This is a genomic window from Gilliamella intestini (genome assembly GCF_900094935.1).
Lineage (GTDB): Bacteria > Pseudomonadota > Gammaproteobacteria > Enterobacterales > Orbaceae > Gilliamella > Gilliamella intestini.
Genome location: NZ_FMBA01000079.1, coordinates 1 through 4,453, shown reverse-complemented (window position 1 = coordinate 4,453; position 4,453 = coordinate 1). Strand labels below are relative to the sequence as shown.

Here is a 4,453-nt window from a genome sequence, read left to right as displayed (position 1 = left end):
ATTTGCTTTTAGGATAGCGATTTTCGCCCTATTATCAGTGCTGCTTGCTTTAAAATATCGTTTTCCATACGCAGCTGTTTAAGCTCTTTACGCAACGCGATTAACTCTTGTTCTTGTGGACTGCGATTATCTTTTGTTTTAAATGAGCCGCTTTGGCTTGCTTGCGTTATCCAACGGTCCAATGCTGATGGTGTCAAATCATATTCGGCAACGATTTCACTACGTGATTTACCATGTTGATAAAGACTGACCATTTGGTGTTTAAAATCATCTGTGAATGTTCGTCTTTTGCGTTTAATCTTATTCATATTTGTTCCTTTTTTAGTTGTGATAGGTTTACCTTACCCCTTAAAAAAGTTGTATGAATTAGTGTAGCCGATCCAATACCAATTAACCGACCAAGCCACCGTCTTAGACCCGATGTCAGCTTTTCGTTTTGAAGATTTTATAGCCCCTAATGAAAACACCATTATTTTGATTGGAAATAAAAGATTGCGCGCTTTCGATTCAATCCAAAATGGATATCAAGCGGTACTACATATATCGAAAGATCGGGGCAAAAGTTATCAAGAGTTAACGCTTCCCGAACAAAATGTATTATGGCTGTACCCGAGCCAGGATTATTCAATATTTGAAGCACAAGCTGTATTAGCCTACAACAGTAAAAAAAATTCCATGTATCTTTTAGATCATAAAAGTCTAAAAGTGGCTAAAATAGATGAATATGATTCTGAAGCAGATATCTCCTATTATAATTTTAATGGAAAATATGCCGTGTATTCCCATAACAAGGCATTAAAACTGGTTAATTTATTGAATCGAGAGGAAGAGTATCCTTTACCCTACGAATTAAACAACCGTTCTTTTTGGGTTACTGCTGATGATACATTACTAATTCTTGATGCCAAACAACTCATTCGCTACGACCCGAAAAACAATACACAAACGGTCATTCAGCAATTACACAATGATTATGATGTGCTGGTTTATGAAGATGGGGAGTATTTTTTTACTAAATTCAATACGTCTAAAGGTGGTGGGACTTATTATAACAGTAAGGAAGAACTGCTATACACCTTCGAAAAAGGAGATAGAAATAGATATTACCGCTATAAAAATTTTGCATGCGACTATAAACTTACTTCAGCCCTTTATCCTATTTTTCGATATTCGTATGATTATGGTAAAACTTGGTTTGAACAAAAGTTTACAGGCTTTTTTTCTGCCTCTCGTCCGATTGGGTTTTATAAAGATAAATTTATCATTTTTCATGCATCATTCCATGATAAACCAGAGCCTGAAAATCGAGGGGGAAGGATTTTAATCGGTGAATTTGAAAAATAGGACATTGTTAAACACGCTTAGTATAATATAATTATTTTTGATTTAATTTATCTATTAATCATATATATTTTATTGGTATCACGAGCAATTAATGGAAATGTAAAAGTCCCCAATGGGTTAGAAGAAAGGAAGAAGTTTACAGAAATATTAAAAGGTATAATGAAATATAATGAGTGTATTAATAAAAAATAAAGGAATCTTTTTTATTCTAATAATTATATTAATTTTTTCTTGTCAAGGACAAGTTAAAAATGTTTATAGTAAACAAAAGATTCAAGATGAGAGCGAAGCTCATAGTATTAAAAATAATATTTTTCATATTCAATTTGATAATGCAGGGGAGTTCCATAAAAATTTAGTATCGGAACAACCGTATGATCATTTTATAATTCAAATAGAACAAGGAAATATAAAATTTAAAGAAAACTATAAATTATTAATTAGTAACTATGGTGATAGAAATGATTTAACATTTACTTTGACAAAAGTAAGTAAAAAAGAATATACCTTAGAAATTATACAAGAAACCAGACATTTAACGGTTGATAAATTCATCTTTGAAAAGGATAAAAACAACTTATTAGAATTAATATCTATGGAACAAATCCAATCGGGAAATACTATTCAAATCTGTAAATATAGTATGTCAAGAAAGAAAGGAAATGAAATTAATTTAATCATAAATTCAATTAATGATCCTACATGTTTCAACGTCAAAAATAAATCATATTAAAAGTTAGATACATACACAAAAAACAACCTAACAACCCAAAATGGAAAAAAAAGCAACCTCGCCGGACAATAAACAATCACAACCCAGTCAACCCGACAACAAGGTATTACAACCTCAAACCGATTCCTATTCAGCCAACCCCAATCAAATTGTCTATGATATGGTTCATCAGGATGATTTTATTATAAATGTAGCCGACGTGTACTTCGCTCGTAAAGTACTTGTACTCAACAAAAAAGATGAATATGTCTATGTAAAATTAAATCATGCAAATTTGGGTGATAAAGTCTACCTCGTTGCCAAATGTTACGGTACTCCCCGAAAAGGTAAATTAGTGCTCAGTCTTAGGGAAATTGAAAATACCGATACTACCCAAAACCTTTATTCCAATAATCCGGTTCTTTTTTTAGTCAATGGAGAAGAAAAAACTGAAATAGAATATACCCTAGACGGCTCCATTACCTATGCAAAGGAAATAGAACTTCGCCCTAAAGACGATAAAAAATATCAAGAATTACAAGAAAAGTTAAAAAATACCAAAACCAAAAACACTTTCTTATTTGTAAGGGCAAAAATAAAAGAAACAACCGCAATTAGGATAACATTTAAAAGCTTCTTTGCAGGGCAATGTAGTGCCGTGGATAATTTAAATTATTATGACTTTTTAACTGAAAATTTAAATAAGTTTCAGTTAAAAAATACTAGACCTGTTATTGTGATTGATCCAGGACATGGGGTTACACCGGGAAATGAAGGAGCTCAAGCAAGAATATACCAATACAAATTAAAAGGGAACAATGGGGAAATTTTAAAAGATGCAAAAGGTAATGTACAAACAAAAACCGCAACAGTTATAGATCTTCCCTCATATGTTCTAGAGGCTCCGGATACATGGATTATTGGAAATAATGATTACTCAAAAAGTAAAAATAATAAATTAGATCATAAGAGAACTGAATCTAATATGGTTTATGAAGTTTCAATAAAACTCTATAATTTATTGCTACAAAAAGGCTATAATGTTTTAATTACCAGAAATAGTAAAAACGTTGTTAAAGTTGCCAATAATAAAGAAGCTATCTATTTTCGCTGTGATATAGCTAATAAAAACAAAGCGGATTATTTTATTTCTATTCATGCGGATGGCTTAACCAATTTTACTTCCGGCGCGCATGTTATCTATTATGAAGGAGATAAAAAAGGGCTAGAATTAGCTAATGATATTTTTAGTTGTTATACTGTTGTCAATATAGGAAAGAAACACCCTGATGCTAGAAATAATGTAGGAGTTCTTGGGGAAAAAAATCAAACGAAATATAAAGTTTTAATCGAGCTTGGTTATATTACACACCCTAAAGATGCAAAAAGTATTTACGACAATATGGACTTAATAGCAGAGCAACTTGCTCAAGGGTTAGAAATCAACATTAATAAACATTTTTAAGAATAAAATGAAAAAATTACTAATGGTGTCTATTTTTTTTGTTGGCATTTTGGCATGTGTTCAACGCATTGAAGAAAAAAAGATTTCCGAAGCTACCCCTTCACATTCAGTACGAATTAAAGAATCCAATACTCCGGAGGGTTTTCTACGGTATGAATATTATATCAATGGCAATAAAACAGCGGATTATATAAAAACTTACTATACTAAAGGCGGTCAATTAGAATCTGTGTATTATATGTCATCATATCAACGAGACAGCATTTCTGCTCAAGGATTTTACCCAAATGGAAAATTAAAATTCATCCATTATGTAAGAGATGAAGTTAAAAAAGGAGATGTATTATATGTTAACTATTATCCTAATGGACAAATAAATCATATAGAAACAATAGTTACTGACTCTTTAGAATTACCCAAACTCATTACTATTTACTTTGAAAATGGCGTTAAGCAATATGAAGGGTTTATGGATATGTATAATGCTACCACAATACCTGTAGGATTATGGAAAACATACGATGAAAAAGGCGATTTAATCGAAACCACCTATTATCATCCCGATGAATTCGGCAAAGACTATAAAATCGTAACACAATATAAGAATGGAAAAGTTGTTTCAAAGAAGATTTACAATTTTGATGATTTATATGAGACTGAGTTAAAAGAGCTTTTCACCATACCGAAATAATAAATAATTGAAAAATGAAAAAATAAAATTTCAATGACGTCCGCACCGCCCTATAAACCCAAAACAACACAACAATTTTACCGCTTTTTACAGGAAGAGCAGACCCTCATCCATGGCATGGAAGAGAGGAACGATAAAACCGCACTCATATACTGCACCCGTTACCCGGTGAAAGAGTTTTTTAACGTACGTTGGGAAACTTTTAAACCCCAATATTGGAGCACTCGTATGTCTGAAACCG

At 31.8% G+C, this 4,453-nt stretch carries 6 protein-coding genes; 5 read left to right on the top strand and 1 reads right to left on the bottom strand.

Going from position 1 to position 4,453, the window contains the following annotated elements:
- Positions 1-8: 8 nt before the first annotated feature.
- Positions 9-308, bottom strand: a complete 300-nt coding sequence (locus GA0061080_RS13245) for an IS3 family transposase (protein WP_034885636.1) — start codon at positions 306-308, stop codon at positions 9-11.
- Between the two features lie 112 nt (positions 309-420).
- On the opposite strand from GA0061080_RS13245, the gene GA0061080_RS13240 reads away from it, so the two are divergent.
- The 5 genes from GA0061080_RS13240 to GA0061080_RS13220 form a co-directional block, all read left to right on the top strand.
- Complete coding sequence (locus tag GA0061080_RS13240) at positions 421-1,344, top strand: hypothetical protein (protein WP_091126018.1); 924 nt, start codon at positions 421-423, stop codon at positions 1,342-1,344.
- Between the two features lie 169 nt (positions 1,345-1,513).
- Positions 1,514-2,077, top strand: coding sequence for a hypothetical protein (locus tag GA0061080_RS13235; RefSeq protein WP_091126014.1), 564 nt, complete (start codon positions 1,514-1,516; stop codon positions 2,075-2,077).
- 40 nt (positions 2,078-2,117) lie between these two features.
- A complete protein-coding gene (locus GA0061080_RS13230) occupies positions 2,118-3,521 on the top strand; it encodes an N-acetylmuramoyl-L-alanine amidase (RefSeq protein ID WP_091126011.1) in 1,404 nt (467 codons plus the stop codon).
- A gap of 7 nt (positions 3,522-3,528) precedes the next feature.
- The gene (locus GA0061080_RS13225) at positions 3,529-4,212 is read left to right on the top strand and encodes a toxin-antitoxin system YwqK family antitoxin (protein WP_091126007.1); all 684 of its coding nucleotides are present in this window, start codon (positions 3,529-3,531) and stop codon (positions 4,210-4,212) included.
- 33 nt (positions 4,213-4,245) lie between these two features.
- On the top strand, positions 4,246-4,453 hold a 208-nt coding region (locus tag GA0061080_RS13220; protein WP_209435839.1), incomplete at its 3' end, for a hypothetical protein.